10 protein-coding genes are annotated in these 13,121 nt (G+C 71.0%); 7 read left to right on the plus strand and 3 right to left on the minus strand.

What is annotated here, in order from left to right; genetic code table 11:
* The first annotated feature begins 299 nt into the window (after positions 1-299).
* The 4 genes from AC1G9L_RS06220 to AC1G9L_RS06235 all read left to right on the plus strand — a co-directional run bounded on the left by AC1G9L_RS06220 (position 300) and on the right by AC1G9L_RS06235 (position 7,898).
* Positions 300-2,984 carry a M1 family metallopeptidase gene (locus AC1G9L_RS06220; protein WP_481070495.1) on the plus strand — a complete coding sequence of 895 codons (2,685 nt, stop codon included), beginning with the start codon at positions 300-302 and terminating at the stop codon, positions 2,982-2,984.
* 119 nt (positions 2,985-3,103) lie between these two features.
* Positions 3,104-3,526, plus strand: coding sequence for a hypothetical protein (locus tag AC1G9L_RS06225; RefSeq protein ID WP_019799174.1), 423 nt, complete (start codon positions 3,104-3,106; stop codon positions 3,524-3,526).
* Positions 3,527-3,678: 152 nt separating this feature from the next.
* Positions 3,679-4,776, plus strand: coding sequence for an efflux RND transporter periplasmic adaptor subunit (locus tag AC1G9L_RS06230; RefSeq protein ID WP_481070496.1), 1,098 nt, complete (start codon positions 3,679-3,681; stop codon positions 4,774-4,776).
* Complete coding sequence (locus AC1G9L_RS06235) at positions 4,773-7,898, plus strand: efflux RND transporter permease subunit (protein WP_481070497.1); 3,126 nt, start codon at positions 4,773-4,775, stop codon at positions 7,896-7,898. Before AC1G9L_RS06230 ends, AC1G9L_RS06235 begins: the two co-directional genes overlap by 4 nt.
* A 25-nt stretch (positions 7,899-7,923) precedes the next feature.
* On the opposite strand, the gene AC1G9L_RS06240 is transcribed toward AC1G9L_RS06235, so the two are convergent.
* Positions 7,924-9,045, minus strand: a complete 1,122-nt coding sequence (locus tag AC1G9L_RS06240; RefSeq protein WP_481070498.1) for a glycosyltransferase family 4 protein — start codon at positions 9,043-9,045, stop codon at positions 7,924-7,926.
* Entirely contained in the window at positions 9,042-9,785 is a 744-nt protein-coding gene (locus AC1G9L_RS06245) for a polysaccharide deacetylase family protein (protein WP_010341794.1), read from the minus strand. The genes AC1G9L_RS06240 and AC1G9L_RS06245 overlap by 4 nt, the downstream gene beginning before the upstream one ends.
* 165 nt (positions 9,786-9,950) lie before the next feature.
* On the opposite strand from AC1G9L_RS06245, the gene AC1G9L_RS06250 reads away from it, so the two are divergent.
* Positions 9,951-10,508 carry a GNAT family N-acetyltransferase gene (locus AC1G9L_RS06250; protein ID WP_019799465.1) on the plus strand — a complete coding sequence of 186 codons (558 nt, stop codon included), beginning with the start codon at positions 9,951-9,953 and terminating at the stop codon, positions 10,506-10,508.
* Positions 10,509-10,560: 52 nt separating this feature from the next.
* Here AC1G9L_RS06250 and AC1G9L_RS06255 read toward each other — a convergent pair whose 3' ends face one another.
* Positions 10,561-11,622, minus strand: coding sequence for a hypothetical protein (locus AC1G9L_RS06255; RefSeq protein WP_481070499.1), 1,062 nt, complete (start codon positions 11,620-11,622; stop codon positions 10,561-10,563).
* 125 nt (positions 11,623-11,747) lie between these two features.
* On the opposite strand from AC1G9L_RS06255, the gene AC1G9L_RS06260 reads away from it, so the two are divergent.
* Complete coding sequence (locus AC1G9L_RS06260; protein WP_481070500.1) at positions 11,748-12,092, plus strand: hypothetical protein; 345 nt, start codon at positions 11,748-11,750, stop codon at positions 12,090-12,092.
* Positions 12,089-12,928 (plus strand): TrmH family RNA methyltransferase, encoded by an 840-nt coding sequence (locus tag AC1G9L_RS06265; protein ID WP_481070501.1) that lies wholly within the window; start codon positions 12,089-12,091, stop codon positions 12,926-12,928. The genes AC1G9L_RS06260 and AC1G9L_RS06265 overlap by 4 nt, the downstream gene beginning before the upstream one ends.
* Positions 12,929-13,121 lie beyond the last annotated feature (193 nt).

The following is a 13,121-nucleotide window of genomic DNA, read 5'->3' on the forward strand; positions in this document are numbered from 1 at the left end:
AGGTACGCAAAACGCTGGTTTCCGCAGCAGCTGCAGGCGCCGTTGCGCGTGGCGGGCCGACTTCTACTTTGCCCCCTGCGATACGTTGGCTGAGTGCACTGTGGGAGGGACTTCAGTCCCGACGCCTTTCAAGGTTGGGGCACAGCAGGAATCGTTCGTCGCGGCTGCATGACAGTTGATTTCTAAGACGAACTGCTCCCGCCGCGCTAGCGCCTGTGTTGCCACACTGCCTTCATCACGTGACAGCCGCCGCCGCGCGTGCTTAAGTCGTCGCCCTCCTCATCGGCGAAGGCCCTTCCATGCCAGCTCTGTCCCGTCGCGTGCTGTTCTCCGTCCTCGCGCTGTGCTGCGGCGCGGCCTGCGCGCAGGCGCCCGACGCGGTGCCGAGCGGGCGCCTGCCGGAGTGGGCGGTGCCCGAGCACTACGCGCTGGACCTGAAGATCGATCCGGAGCGCACAAGCTTCGACGGCACCGCCACCGTCCGCGTGCGCCTGGAGAGCGCGTCCGATCATCTGTGGCTGCACGGCAAGGAGTTGCGGGTGAGCAAGGCCACGTTGCGCACCGCCGATGGTGCGTCGTTGCCGGTGCGCTACACCCAGGCCGACGCGCAGGCCGGCGTCGCCAGCATCGCCTTCGGGCGCACGCTGCAGCCGCAGGAACTGACCCTGACCATCGTCTACAGCGCGCCGTTCAACCAGCAGTTGCAGGGTCTCTACCAGGTCAAGGCCCAAGGACACGCCTATGCCTTGACGCAGATGGAGCCGATCAGCGCGCGCTACGCCTTCCCCGGCTTCGACGAGCCGGCGCTGAAGACGCCGTTCGCGCTGCGCCTGACCGTGCCCGAGGGCGAGCAGGCGCTGGCCAATACCCGCGCCGTGTCCACCGAGCCGGCCGGCAAGGGCTGGAAGACCGTGCGCTTCGCCGAGACCGTGCCGCTGCCGACCTACCTGGTGGCCTACGCGGTCGGGCCGTGGGACGTGGTCGACGGGCCGGCGCTGCCGGCCACGCCGCAGCGCCCGCAGTCCATCCCGCTGCGCGGCGTGGCCGCACAGGGGCAGGGGCCGCGCATCCAGCGCGCGCTGCAGCAGACGCCGGAGATCATCGCCGCGCTGGAGGACTATTACGACTTCGGCTATCCGTTCGACAAGCTGGACCTGGTGGCCGCGCCGGACTTCTCCGCCGGGGCGATGGAGAACCCCGGCTTCGTCACCTTCCGCGACTGGCTGTTGCTGCTGGACGACGATTCGCCGCGGCACAACGTCGAGGGCTCGTTCAACGTCACCGCGCACGAGCTGGCGCACCAGTGGACCGGCGATACGGTGACAATGGCCTGGTGGGACGACCTGTGGCTCAACGAGGCCTTCGCCACCTGGATGCAGCAGAAGATCACTATGCGCCTGCGTCCGCAGTACCGCGCCGACCTGGACCGCATCAGCGCCGCGCAGGAGGCGATGGACAACGACAGCCTGGTCAGCGCGCGCAAGATCCGCCAGCCGATCACCGGCAACGGCGACATCGAGACCGCCTTCGACAGCATCACCTACCGCAAGGGCGCCGCAGTGCTGGGCATGTTCGAGCAGTTCGTCGGCGAGGACACCTTCCGCAGCGGCATGCGCGCCTACATCCGTGCGCACCGTTTCGGCAACGCCACCGCCGACGACCTGGTCGATGCGATCGCCGCCGCGGCCGGCAAGGATGAGGAGTTCAAGGCGGCGTTCCGCAGCTTCCTCGATCAGCCGGGCGTGCCCTCGCTGCAGGTCCAGGTGCAGCCGGAGGCGGGCGGTGCGGTGCTGCAACTGCACCAGCAGCGCTTCCTGCCGCTGGGTTCGCGTGGCAACGCCGCGCAGACCTGGGGCGTGCCGGTGTGCGTCAAGTACGGCACGCGCCAGGGCGTGCGCCGTGCCTGCCAGATGCTGTCTTCCAGCGACGGGCGCCTCGCGCTCGCTGGCGCCGATGCGAACAGTTGGGTGATGCCCAACGCCGGCGGCACCGGCTACTACCGCTTCGCCCTGCCCAGGCCGCAACTGGCCGCGCTCGGCCGCCATCTCGATGCGCTCGACGATGCCGAGAAGCTGGCCTATGCCGACGCCATCGACAGCGCGTTCCGCACCGGCGATGCCGACACCGCGGACGTGATCGCGGCCATGCAGCAGCTGGCGCCGGCCAAGGCCAAGGCCACGGCCGTGGCCACCGCGTTGAACGACCGCATCGGCTGGATCTGGCGGGTGCTGGCGCGCGACGACGCGCAGCGCGCCAGGCTGCGCCAGGCGACCGAGGCCGCGTTCGGCGCACGCCTGCAGGCGCTGGGCGATCAGCGCCGTGCCGGCGACAGCGACGACGACGTGGCGCTGCGCTCGCACCTGGCCGACCTGCTCGGCGTGACCATGGGCGTGCCGGCGGTGCGGCAGGCGCTGCTGGCCCAGGGCGATGCGGTGCTGGCCGGCAAGGGCGGCGCGCTGGACTTCGCCGCCGCCAACCCGGACCTGCTCGGCACGGCGCTGACCGTGGCGGTGCAGACGCGCGGTGCGCCGGCCGTGGACGCATTGATCGCCGCCCTGCGCGGCCATGGCGAACCGGCCCAGCGCAACGCGATGATCGAGGCGCTCGGCGCCGTGCGCGACCCGCAGCAGGTGCAGAAGGTGCGCGATTTCGCGTTGACCGATGCGATCAAGGTCGGCGAGATGAAAAGCCTGCTGATGGGCGCGCATGCCGAGCCGGCCACGCATGCCTCGATGTGGCCCTGGTACGCCGCCAACTTCGATCGCATCGTGGCGCGCTCCGGGTCCTTCGACGGCGGCCGCCTGCCGGCGCTGGCCGCCAGCGGTGGCTGCGACGCCTCAGAAGCGGACCGGCTGGAGGCATTCTTCACCCCGCGCCTGAAGGCGCTCAGCGGCGCCGACCGCGGCCTGGCGCAGACCGCCGAAACCATTCGCCTGTGCAGTGCGCTGCAGGCGCGGCAGCGTGCCGCGTTTCCGCCGCATTGATCGCAGTTGCCAGGCCCCTGCGCCGCCCGCATGCTACGCGGCACGCACTCGCGCGGCAGGCGCAGGGATGGCGGATCCGGTGGCGGACGACGCTGCCGGGCGACGTTCAGGGGGAACGCATGGATCCGAAGCTGCATGATGTACTGGCCAGAACCAATGTGGCCGAACTGGTCCAACCGGCGTGTGCCGAACAGGTGACGCATCAGCCGGTGCAGCCGGAGCCAGCGCCGCCACCGCCGCCCAGGTACGCCACCTCCGATCCATTTCAGTACCACCTGGCCAGCACCGAGATCGTCGGCAAGTTGGCCGAGGGGCGTACGTCGCCGGCGTTGCGCTTTTTCGGCTGGCTGGTGTTCGGACTGCCGATGGCCTCGTTCGGATTGATGATGCTGCACGCGATCTGGTATGACGCCTCGGCGCATGCCCTGTATGTGCCGCACACCCTGGGGCAGGCGGTGCGCATGCTGCTGGGGACTGCATCGGCGCTCGCCTTCGTGGTGGCCTATCCGTACTTCACCCGGCGTCGTACCGCCAAGGATTGAGTGAGCGCCGCAGGCCGCGCCATGCGTGCGCTGCGTCTCATCGCGCAGCGCCTCCCCGCGCCGGCAAGGGTCGTCGGTCATGCCCGAACTGTCTCAACGCCGGTCACGCCGGGCCGTTAGACTGGGCCGAACTCCACGCGTCCGGGATTTCCATGCCGCACCGACCACGCGCCGGCGTCCGCCTGGTGTATCTGCTGTTGTCGTCGATCGCGCTCGTCGGGTGCGGCAAGCCCGCGGCGCCGGCCAAGGCCAGTGCCGCGGTTCCGGTGACGCTGCAGACGGTGCAGCTGCGCGACTGGAACGACAGCCTGTCCTCGCTGGGCACGGTCAAGGCGCGCGAGTCGGTGACGCTGACCGCCAAGGTCAGCGAGATCGTCGAGCGTGTGCATTTCGAGAGCGGCCAGGAAGTGGCGGCCGGCGCGCCGCTGGTGACGCTGCGCGGGCAGGGCCAGCAGGCGGCGCTGCGCGAGGCCGAGGCCACCTACACCGAGGCCGAGCAACTGTACCGCCGGCAGAGCGAGCTGGTCGGCCGGCAACTGGTGTCGCGCGCACAACTGGACACGCAACGCGCCCTGCGCGACGCCGCGCAGGCGCGGGTGCTGCAGATGCGTGCGGAGATCGGCGACCGCAGCGTGCGCGCGCCGTTCGCCGGCGTGCTCGGCTTGCGCCAGGTCAGCCCCGGCGCGCTGCTGACGCCGGACGCCACCATCGCCACGCTCGACGACGTGGCCCAGGTCTACGTGGATTTCCAGGTGCCGGAGGCGGCGCTGTCCACGGTGAAGCCTGGCGACGTGGTCGGCGGCCGCAGCGTGGCCTATCCGGCGCGCGCCTTTGAAGGCAAGGTCGCCACGGTGGATGCGCGCGTGGACAGCGCCACCCGTGCGGTCACCGTGCGCGCCGCGTTCGACAATGCCGACCGCGCGCTGCGCCCGGGCATGCTGATGGACGTGCGCCTGTACCGACCCGCGCGGCAGGCGCTGGTGATCCCGGAAATCGCGGTGGTGCAGGTGGGACGCGATGCGTTCGTGTACCGGGTCGGTGCCGATGCCACCGTGGCCCGCGCCGACGTGCGCACCGGCACGCGCCGCGACGGTCTGGTCGAGATCGTGGAGGGCCTGCAGCCCGGCCAGCGCATCGTGGTCGAGGGCACCGGCAAGCTGCGCCCGGGCGTGGCCGTGGTCGATGCCGCCGCCGGCGTCGACGGCGGTGGCGCGCGCAGCGGCAGCGCCGCGGCGGACCTGGCGCGATGAAGCTGTCCGACGTTTCCATCACCCGGCCGGTGTTCGCCGCGGTGATGAGCCTGTTGCTGGTGGTGCTGGGGGTGATGGCGTACAGCCGGCTGACCCTGCGCGAATTGCCGGCGATCGATCCGCCGATCGTGTCGGTGGATGTGCGCTATCCCGGCGCCTCGGCGGCGGTGGTGGAAAGCCGCATCACCCAGGTGCTGGAAGACGCGCTGGCCGGCATCGAAGGCATCGAGACGATCCAGGCGCGCAGTTCCAACGGCGTGGCCGACATCAGCCTGGAGTTCCGCGCCACCCGCGACATCGAGGCCGCCGCCAACGACGTGCGCGACGCGGTCAGCCGCGTGCTCGACCGCCTGCCCGACGAGGCCGACGCGCCGGAGATCGCCAAGGTCGAGTCCGATGCCGACGCCATCCTGTGGCTCAACATGAGCTCCAGCACGATGGACGCGTTGCAGCTGTCCGATTACGCCGAGCGCTACGTGGTGGACCGCCTGTCCAGCATCGACGGCGTGGCGCAGGTGATGCTGGGCGGGCGGCAGCGCTACGCCATGCGGATCTGGCTGGACCGCGACCAGTTGGCCGCGCGCGCGCTCACCGTGGCCGATGTCGAGAACGCCCTGGCCCGCGAGAACGTGGAACTGCCGGCCGGCCGCCTGGAATCGGCCGATCGCGACTTCACCCTGCGCGTGGAGCGCAACTACCGCACTCCCGCGGACTTCGCCGCCATTCCGCTGGGCAAGGGCGGCGACGGCTACGTGGTGCGGCTGGGCGACGTGGCCAAGGTGGAACTGGCCTCGGCCGAGCGCCGCGCCTACTTCCGCAGCAATGGCGTGCCCAACGTCGGCCTGGGCATCGTCAAGACCTCCACCGCCAACAGCCTGGACGTGGCCCGCGCCGCGCGCGCAGCCGCGCAGCAGATCCAGCAGACCCTGCCCAAGGGCACGCAGATCTTCGTCGCCTTCGATTCCACCGTGTTCATCGATGCTTCGGTGGAGCGCGTCTACCACACCCTGATCGAGGCGGTGGTGCTGGTGCTGGTGGTGATCTGGCTGTTCCTGGGCAGCGTGCGCGCGGCGCTGATTCCGGCGGTGACGGTGCCGGTATGCCTGGTGGCCGCGTTCATCGCGCTGTATGCGTTCGGCTTCTCGATCAACCTGCTCACCCTGCTCGCCTTGGTGCTGTGCATCGGCCTGGTGGTGGACGATGCGATCGTGGTGGTGGAGAACATTCAGCGCCGCGTCGATCTGGGCGAACCGGCGCTGGTGGCGGCGCGGCGCGGCACCGCGCAGGTCGCCTTCGCGGTGATCGCCACCACCGCGGTGCTGGTGGCGGTGTTCCTGCCGGTCGGCTTCCTCGAAGGCAACACCGGGCGCCTGTTCCGTGAACTGGCGGTGGCGCTGGCCGCGGCGGTGGCGATCTCCGCCTTCGTCGCGCTGACCCTGACCCCGATGATGTCGTCCAAGCTGCTCAAGGCGCACGCGCGCGAGCAGCCCAACCGCGTGCATGGCTGGGTCGAGGCGCGGCTGCAGGGGCTGAGCGCGCGCTACCGGCGCGTGCTCGAGCGCCATGTCGGCCGCGCCTGGCTGTTCGGCGCGCTGCTGCTGGCCGCGCTGGCGGCCAGTGCGCTGCTGGCGCGGATGATTCCCTCGGAACTGGCACCGGCCGAGGACCGCGGCTCGTTCCAGGTGATGATCGATGCGCCGGAAGGCGCCGGCTTCGACTACACCGTTGGGCAGATGCACCAGGTCGAGGCCATCCTCGACCGCCACCGCGGCGACGGCCAGCCGATCGCGCGCGCCAATCCGCGCGTGCCCGGCAGTTTCGGCGCCAGCGAGGAGATGCACACCGGCCGGGTCAGCGTGTTCCTGCGCGACTGGAGCGAGCGCGACGTGGCCACCGCCGACGTCGCCGCCCAGTTGCAGGACGAACTGCGCGCGCTGCCTGGCGTGCGCGCGCGCACCCAGGTCGGCGGCGGCCTGGTCAACAGCCGCGGGCAGCCGTTCCAGATCGTGCTCGGCGGCCCCGACTACGCCGAGATCGCGCAATGGCGCGACCGCCTGCTCGCGCGCATCGCCGACAACCCCGGCCTGGTCGGGGCGGACTCGGACTACAAGGAAACCCGACCGCAGATGCGCGTGGAGATCGACCGCCAGCGTGCGGCCGACCTCGGCGTGCCGGTGACCGAGATCGGCCGCGCGCTGGAGACGCTGATGGGCTCGCGCCAGGTCACCACCTTCGTCGACAACGGCGAGGAATACGACGTGATGCTGCAGGCCAGCCGCGACGGCCGTGCCGACCCCGACGACCTTGCGGCGATCCGGGTACGCGCCGACAACGGCCAGCTGATCCCGCTGTCGAACCTGGTGACCCTGCGCGAAGTCGCCGAGCCGGGCAACCTGCATCGCTTCAATCGCCTGCGTGCGATCACCATCAACGCCGGCCTGGCCCCGGGCTATCCGCTCGGCGAGGCGATCGCCTGGTCGCAGCAGGTGGCGCGCGAGGAACTGCCCGACTACGCGCAGCTCGACTGGAAGGGCGAATCGCGCGAGTACCAGAAGGCCGGCGGCGCGGTGCTGCTGACATTCGCACTGGCGCTGCTGATCGTATACCTGGTGCTGGCGGCGCAGTTCGAGAGCTTCATCCACCCGCTGGTGATCATGCTGACCGTGCCGCTGGGCGTGCTCGGCGCGCTGATCGGCCTGGCGATCAGCGGCGGCACCCTCAACCTGTTCAGCCAGATCGGCATCGTCATGCTGGTCGGGTTGGCGGCCAAGAACGGCATCCTGATCGTCGAGTTCGCCAACCAGTTGCGCGATGCCGGGCGCAGCGTGCGAGAGGCCATCGTCGAAGCGGCGGCGGTGCGCCTGCGCCCGATCCTGATGACCTCGCTGGCCACCGTGGTCGGCGCCATCCCCCTGGTGGTCGCCGGCGGCCCCGGGTCGGCCAGCCGCGCCACCATCGGCATCGTGGTGATCTTCGGCGTGTCGGTGTCGACGCTGCTGTCGCTGTTCGTGGTGCCGGCGTTCTATGCGCTGCTGGCGCCGTACACGCGGTCGCCGGATGCGGTGCAGCAGCGCCTGCAGCAACTGGAGGCGCAGACGCCCTCGGTCGGCGGCCACGCCTGAGCGGGAGCGCTCGGGCCGGCTTGCTTCAGGCCGGATCGACCCGCGACGACGCCAGCGGCCGCGGCGCGCAGCGCGGCTGCTGCAGCAGGTGCACGAACTGCGCGGCGATCACCGCGCCGCCGAAATGGCGCTGCACGAAGTCGCGCCCGGCCTGGCCCATGCGCTGGCGGCGTTCGCCATCGCACAGGCGCAGGATCGCGTCGCGCCAGCTAGCGATGTCGCCGGGCGTGAGCAGTTCGCCGCTGACGCCGGGGTCCAGCGTCTCGGCGGTGCCGCCGACGTGGCTGGCCAGAACCGGCACGCCGCTGGCCTGCGCTTCCACCGAGACCCGGCCGAAGGTTTCCGGCGCCAGCGACGGAAACGCCAGCATCGACATCGCGTTGTAGTACGGGGTGGTGTCGTTGACCCAGCCGACGAAGCGGTGGCGTTCGCCGTGCGGCTGCGCCGCGGCCTGCGCCTGCAGTTGCGCCGCGTCCGGGCCGTCGCCCAGCCACAGGCAGTGCAGGCGCGGTTCCTGCGCCATCGCCGCTCCTGCAGCGTCCAGCAACGGGAAAATGCCCTTGCCGGCATGCATGCGCCCGCTGTAGCCGAGCACGATCGCGTCCTCGGGCAGGCCCTGCGCGGCGCGGATGGCGCGGCCGCGTTCCGGATCCGGGCGCAGCCGCTCCATGGTCACCGGGTTGTACAGCACTTGCACCAGCGCCTCGGGCACGCCGCGCTCCAGGTAGGCCTGGCGCGCGTAGTGCGACACCGCGAAGAAGCGCGCGGCCAGGCGCGGGATCGCATAGCCGGACAGCGCGCTCATCGCCGGGGTGCGGTGGCGGAACAGCGCCACGCGGACGCCCAGGGCACGTCCGGCCAGCAGCAGCGGCCAGTATTCCTTGCCGAAGTTGCCGACCAGCCAGTCCGGCCGGCTGCGCCGCGCCACCCGCAGCAACGGCCCGTAGCCGTCCGGGTCCAGCACGTTGCGGAAGTGCCCGACATGCACGGTGATGCCGCTGCGGCGCAACTCGTCGGCGATCAGGCCGCCTTCGCAGGCGATGACCTCGACCTGGTGGCCGACGCCGGCCAGCGCCTGCGCCAGCGCCACGAAATGGGTGGCTGCGCCGGTGTTTTCGGGATTGGTGCCGACGAACAGGAATTTCATCCGCGCCGGTCCTCGTAGGCGGTGAAGGCGCGCAGCGCGAACTGCGGCAGCAGGTGATGGCGCGCGACCTGGATGCGCGGGTAGCGCATCGGATCCGAGCCGGCCGGGGCGCGGCCGCGGCGGGTGCTGGTGGCGGCGGTGTAGCCGGCCTCGCGCACCACGTCGGCGACGCGGTCGTCGACATCGCCGTAGGGGTAGCAGAACTGCGGCACCGCCTCGCCCAGCAGGTCCTCCAGTTCGCGCTTGCAGCCGCCGATCTCCTCGCGCAGCGCCGCATCGCTGCAGCCGGTCAGGTGCGGGTGCGAACGGGTGTGCGCGCCGATCTCCATGCCGCCGGCGCGCCACTGGCGCAGCTCGGCGAGGTTCATCAGCGGCTTCTCGATGCCCAGCTTCTGCGCATCCCACACGTTGTGGCGGCCGATGCAGCCGCTGACCATGTACACCGTGGCGGTGAAGCCCAGCCGCTGCAGCACCGGCAGCGCCGCGTGCAGGTTGTCCAGGTAGCCGTCGTCCAGGGTGACCACCGCGACCTTGCCCTGGCGCTCGCCGCGCAGGTACGGCATGGCGTCGGACATGGACACGCCGCGGTAGCCCAGCCGCTGCAGCAGGCGCATCTGCCGGGCGAAGCGGCCCGGGCTGACGTACAGGCTGCGGTACACCTGCAGGTGGCGCGGCGCCTCGGCCACGTTGTGGTACATGAAGATCGGAATGCGGGCCGTGGCGGCGGTGTCGGAGGGCATCGGGAACGGCTCTTGGGACGGAAGGGCGAGGTGCGGCGCGGGAGTCTACCGGCGCTGGCTTTCGCTGGTCTGTCGGGTAAAACCCTCAGCCGTAGACGCTTGCGCGACCCGGCGGACGGCCCGGCCGGCGGCTATGCTGGGCGTCCCGTTGCCGCAGGAGCGCCGATGTCCGAGACCGCCGTGGCTGGCCGCTGGCACGACCTGCGGCTGCAACTGGACGGGATCGCGCTGCGCCGCTGGCGCGCCAGCGACCTGGACGCATTGGTCCGCCACGCCGACGACGCCCAGGTGGCGCGGGGGCTCAGCCGGCGTTTTCCGCATCCCTACACGCGCGCCGACGGCGCCGCGTTCCTGGGCGGGCAGGTCATCGACCTGAGCGACCCGGTGCTGGCGATCGAGATCGGTGGCGAGGCCTGCGGCGGCATCGGCCTGCATGCCGCGGCGCAGCCGGCGCCTGGGCTGGCCGAGCTCGGCTACTGGCTCGGCAGTGCGCATTGGGGCCAGGGGCGGATGACCCGCATCGTCGCCGCCTACCTGGACTGGGCGGTGCCGGCGCTAGGCCTGCAGCGGATCGAGGCGTTGACGCTGCCGGACAATTACGGCTCGGCGCGGGTGCTGCAGAAGAACGGTTTCGCCGAGATCGGCGTGCGTTCTGAGGTCTCGGTACGCGACGGGCAACGGCGCGCGCTGCGGCTGTTCGCGCGCACCTGGCCCGGCGCCTGAGCCGCGTCGCCGCCACCGGACGGCGACGCGGGACTCAGGTGATCATGCGGCCTCAGTAGGAAATGGTCGCCGAGGTGGCGGTGGTATCCACCGCGTAATCGCACTGCACGTCCAGGCCGGAACTGTCGTTGTAGGACACCCATGCCGGCGAGGCCACCCGTTGCATGCGGTAGTCGTAGACGCCGATCGCCTCGAAGGTGATGCGGCGGTCGGGCGGATATTGGTCGCAGCTGTCCACCGCATACACTTCCAGCGCGCCGCCCACCACCAGGTGCGTCCGGGAATTGATGTCGTAGGTGGTGCTGAGCCGCACGCTCTGGCCGGTGGTGACGTTGCGCGTATCGACGTTCCAGTTCGCGCAGGGGCTGCCGTTGCTGCAGGTGGCATAGGTGTCGCCGACGATCCGGTCGCCGGCCTTGGCCGGGATGAAGTCGCTGTACCAGACCATGCCGTCCTGGCAGCAATTCCAACTGCTCAGATCCCAGGTATTGCTGTCGCCACGGTAGCCCAGCACCGGTTGCAGGATGGTCGGATCGTCGCTCTGCATGCCGGGGAAGAAATACACCGTCTGCTGCGCCACGTTGGTCGGGTTCTGCGGCACCGTCCAGCTGGCCACGATGCGGCCCATCTTGTTGCCGGTCACGTCGATGGCCGACTGCACCCAGTCGTGGGTGATCGGCGGCGGCACCGCGCGGCGCGCGCTGGAGGCCGCCAGTGCGGCGTTGCCGCGGACTTGCCGGCCATCCACGCCGCGTCCGTCAGGCCGTACCCGGATGCCGCTGGGCGTGAAGTTGTCCTGGGTGCAGGCCTGCGCCTGTTCGCGCACGCCGTTGGCGCGCTGCAGGCCGCCGTCGCCGAGCACGCGCTCGTTGCGATGCACCTGGCGCACGCAGGCCGGCGCGAAGTAGCCGAAGGGCGTCTGGATGTAGTCGTCAGGAACCTCGACGGGTTTGTGTGCGGCGCGCAGGGCGCCGGCCCGGGCCAGGCGCGCATCGGGCGCGGCGGTCTGCGCCAGCGCGCTGGCGCTGAGGCCGAACAGCGCCAGCAGCATCAGCAATGCAGTGCAGGCGCGGTGGCGTGCCGTCCAGGAAGAAACGCGGAAGTCGGAGTGCATGGGAGTTCGCCTTGTCGTGAGAATGCGGAATGCGTTCTCGGGAGGCCATGCGGCGGCGCGGCGCGTTGCGGCGCCGACGGTCGCGGCGTGCCTCCCGTTTGCGAAGCGAGTGGGATGGGACGTGGTTGTTCTCGATAGAGGCCTGCGTGGTCGCTGAGGAAGCGGCGACGATGGACCCAACACGCAGCGCGCGCTTGTCGGATTTCCGCATGCCTCCCCGCGAATCCCGCATGGTGCGGGCGAGGGTGAACTGCTTCTCGGTCGCCGCCGCGATCTGGTTTGCGCTTCGTGTCGCGCGATGTAGACAAGTGCCGGCGCCGCGCTGGACCACGCCGGGGGCAGCCGGCGGCGCGCGGATGAGCGAAAATGTCCGCAGCCCGCCGTTCCCGACGAGCGGCCCGCGCTTTTTTCAGGAGATTGCCATGCGTCATGCCCTTCGTCCCCGCTGCGCCACGGGCGTGCGCCGATGACCTCGCCCTGGGGCAACCGCCCGCGCGGTGGAAATCCCCCCTCTCCCCCCGCGAGAGGGGCCGGGGGTGAGGGTGCGCCGGCCAATACCCGCAACGAACTGCGCCTCTACGGCCTCAACGCGGTGCGCGCGGTGTACGCGCGTCGGCCGGAGGCGATCCGCAAGCTGTACCTGAGCGAGGCGCGGATCCCGGCGCTGCAGCCACTGCTGAAGTGGTGCGTGGCCAACCGGGTCGGCTACCGCGTGGTGGACGAGGCCGACCTGCACAAGCTCGCCGCCAGCAGTCACCACGAGGGTGTGGTCGCCGACGTGCTGCGCGTCGCGCCGCTGGCCCTGGCCGACTGGCTGCAGACGCTGGCGCCGGGACCGGTGGTGGCGCTGTGGCTGGACGGCGTGGGCAATCCGCACAACTTCGGCGCGATTTTGCGCTCGGCGGCGCATTTCGGCGTGGGCGCGATCCTGTTGCCGGAGCAGGCCGCACTGGCGCTGTCCGGTGCCGCCGCGCGCGTGGCCGAGGGCGGCGCCGAGGTGGTGCCGCTGGTGCGGCTGCCGCCGTCGGCGCAGGCGGTGGCGCAGTTGCGGGGCGCGGGCTTCGCCCTGGCGGCGACGCTGGTGGCCGGTGGCGACGATCTGTTCGCCAGCGTCTTGCCGCAGCGCCTGGTCTACGTCATGGGCGCCGAGAGCGACGGCATGGATCGCGACTTCGCGCAGGCCTGCGACCTGCGCCTGTCGATCCCGGGCAGCGGCGCGGTGGAAAGCCTCAATGTCGCCGCCGCCACCGCGGTGTTGCTGGGCACCTGGCGCAGCCGGCATCCGCACCAACACGCTGCGCGCTGAACACGGCGGCCGGCGCCAGGGGCCGGCTGCATTTGGCTACGAAATAGTGTGCGCGTCTGCCGGTTTCGGGTTTGCGGGGCGCTTGTCGGCGGCGTAGCGTGCAGGCGCGCCTCGTCGATGCGATCGCGCGCCGCGCGATGCGTGCCAGCGAGACCGCGCAGTTCCCCCTCCCGAAAGGGCCATCGTCACTCCT

It is taken from the genome of Xanthomonas sp. NCPPB 1132 (genome assembly GCF_056629235.1).